Source organism: Candidatus Cryosericum odellii (assembly GCF_003570935.1).
Taxonomy (GTDB): Bacteria; Caldisericota; Caldisericia; order Cryosericales; family Cryosericaceae; genus Cryosericum; species Cryosericum odellii.
In genome coordinates this window covers 1-1,969 of the sequence record NZ_QXIU01000125.1, presented here as the reverse complement: position 1 = coordinate 1,969, position 1,969 = coordinate 1, and the positions used below count along the sequence as shown (strand labels likewise).

Sequence of the window (1,969 nt, the reverse complement as noted above, 5' to 3'; positions counted from 1 at the left end):
AAGCGTGTCTCCTATAAGCGCGCAATGAAGCAAGTAATCAAGCGCGCAATGAGAGCTCGTGCAGGCGGTATCAAGGTTCAGTGCAGTGGTCGTCTCGGCGGAGCCGAGATCGCTCGCACCGAGTGGTATCGTGAAGGGCGCGTGCCGCTTCAGACCTTGAAAGCTGACGTAACCTACTCCTATGAGCCGGCTCTCATCAAGTTCGGCCGTATCGGGGTCAAGGTGTGGCTCTACAAGGGAGATGCACCCAAGAGGGTCTTCTTCAGTGAGGACGTAGACTGAGCAAGGAGAGGTCATCATGCTATTACCTGTGAGAACCAAGTTTAGAAAGATGCACCGTGGAAGAATGCGCGGCATGGCCACTCGTGGCGCCGAATTGTCGTTCGGCGAATTCGGACTGCAGGCTATGGAGTGTTCCCTGGTGACGGACCGTCAGATCGAGGCAGCTCGTCTCTCTCTGGTTTCGGCCATTCACAAGAAGGGAAAGATGTGGATTCGTATCTTCCCAGATAAGCCTATTACGAAGAAACCGGCAGAAACCCGTATGGGTTCAGGCAAGGGAGACGTTGATCATTGGGCTGCCGTCATCAAGCCCGGGAGAATCCTCTTTGAAATGTCTGGTATCACCGAAGAAGAGGCTCGCCGAGTCACTAGACTGGCTTCCTTCAAGTTGCCCGTCAGGACACGCTTCTTATCAAGGGGGAGCTAATGAGGATCAACAAAGTGAGAGACATGTCGGACGCTGAACTCAAAGTGAACATGGAGAACCTTCGTCGAGAGCTGTTCAATTTGAGATTTCAGCTTGCGACGCGCCAGCTCAAGAACACGGCTCGCGTGAAGGAAGTCCGTCATGATATTGCCAAAATTCTGACGGTCGAGCACGAGCGCACGATGGGTCTCGCGTTGAAGAAGCAGGAGGTCAAGTAATGGCTGGAGAGATTGTCGAGAAGGGAATAGTGCTTAAGGCACAGGAAGGGCGTGTCGTCGTTGGGGTCAAACGCATGGTTCGGGGCAGCTTCGGCCGCATCACTGTGCGCACAACCAAGCTGTATGCCGACGACAGCAGACGCATTTCCTCTGTTGGCGACACGGTTGTAGTCAGGTTTACCCATCCGATTTCCAGCTCTAAGCGCTGGAGGCTTGTTGAGGTCGTAACCAAGGTGGGAACGACTGTCGGGGGGGCGCAGAATGCTTAGACCCTACAGTCATATGATCGTTGCCGACAACTCTGGCGCGAAAGAAGTCAGAATCATCACGGTCCTCACAAACAACAAGCACCAGGTGGGGCATGTTGGCGACAAGTGCGTGGTTACTGTGAAGAAGGCCGCCCCAAACGCAGCAGTCATCAAGGGCGCGGTCGTCAAGTGTGTTATCGTGAGGACGAAGAGAGAAGTTCGTCGGCCCGACGGTAGTCTGGTACGTTTCGACCAGAACGCTGCCGTTCTTATTGACGACGATGGCAACCCAAGAGGGACGCGTATTTTTGGGCCGGTCTGCCGGGAGCTGCGTGACAAGGGCTATCTCAAGATTGCCTCGCTCGCACCGGAAGTTGTGTAGGAGTTGACCATGAAGGGTACTCTAAAGTTCTTGAATATCAGGAAAGGCGATACAGTCGTCGTTCTTTCAGGTAAGGACAAGGGCAACAAGGGCAAGGTTATCAGGACGGTCCCGACTGCTGGCAAGGTGTTGGTTGAAGGCATTAATATGGTATCCAAGAGTCTTCGCCCCACGCAGGCGATGCCGCAGGGAAAGATTGCCAAGCGTGAAGCCCCGATTCTTGCCAGCAAAGTCATGCTTATCTGCCCAAGCTGCCACCAGCCGACCAGGGTCGCACATCGCCTTGTCGAGGGTGACAAGTCCGTTCGCTCGTGCAGAGTCTGCAACGAGACGATCGATAAGGTGTAAGGAGACGCGCTATGGCAGCCAAGGAAACGACAAAAAAAACAACAACTGCAGCAGTCCCTGCCAA

At 54.2% G+C, this 1,969-nt stretch carries 6 protein-coding genes; all 6 read left to right on the top strand.

The window, feature by feature from the left end:
- Positions 1 to 282: 30S ribosomal protein S3 (rpsC, locus tag SMC5_RS05335; RefSeq protein ID WP_119119905.1), on the top strand; the 282-nt coding region annotated here is incomplete at its 5' end.
- Between the two features lie 16 nt (positions 283 to 298).
- Positions 299 to 709: a 50S ribosomal protein L16 gene (gene rplP / locus SMC5_RS05330; protein ID WP_119085826.1), complete on the top strand. Its 411-nt coding sequence runs from the start codon at positions 299 to 301 to the stop codon at positions 707 to 709.
- Positions 709 to 927, top strand: coding sequence for a 50S ribosomal protein L29 (gene rpmC / locus SMC5_RS05325; protein WP_119119904.1), 219 nt, complete (start codon positions 709 to 711; stop codon positions 925 to 927). Before rplP ends, rpmC begins: the two co-directional genes overlap by 1 nt.
- The gene (gene rpsQ / locus SMC5_RS05320) at positions 927 to 1,196 is read left to right on the top strand and encodes a 30S ribosomal protein S17 (protein WP_119119903.1); all 270 of its coding nucleotides are present in this window, start codon (positions 927 to 929) and stop codon (positions 1,194 to 1,196) included. Before rpmC ends, rpsQ begins: the two co-directional genes overlap by 1 nt.
- Positions 1,189 to 1,557 carry a 50S ribosomal protein L14 gene (rplN, locus tag SMC5_RS05315; protein WP_119119902.1) on the top strand — a complete coding sequence of 123 codons (369 nt, stop codon included), beginning with the start codon at positions 1,189 to 1,191 and terminating at the stop codon, positions 1,555 to 1,557. Before rpsQ ends, rplN begins: the two co-directional genes overlap by 8 nt.
- 9 nt (positions 1,558 to 1,566) lie before the next feature.
- Positions 1,567 to 1,905 (top strand): 50S ribosomal protein L24, encoded by a 339-nt coding sequence (gene rplX / locus SMC5_RS05310; protein WP_119119901.1) that lies wholly within the window; start codon positions 1,567 to 1,569, stop codon positions 1,903 to 1,905.
- Positions 1,906 to 1,969 lie beyond the last annotated feature (64 nt).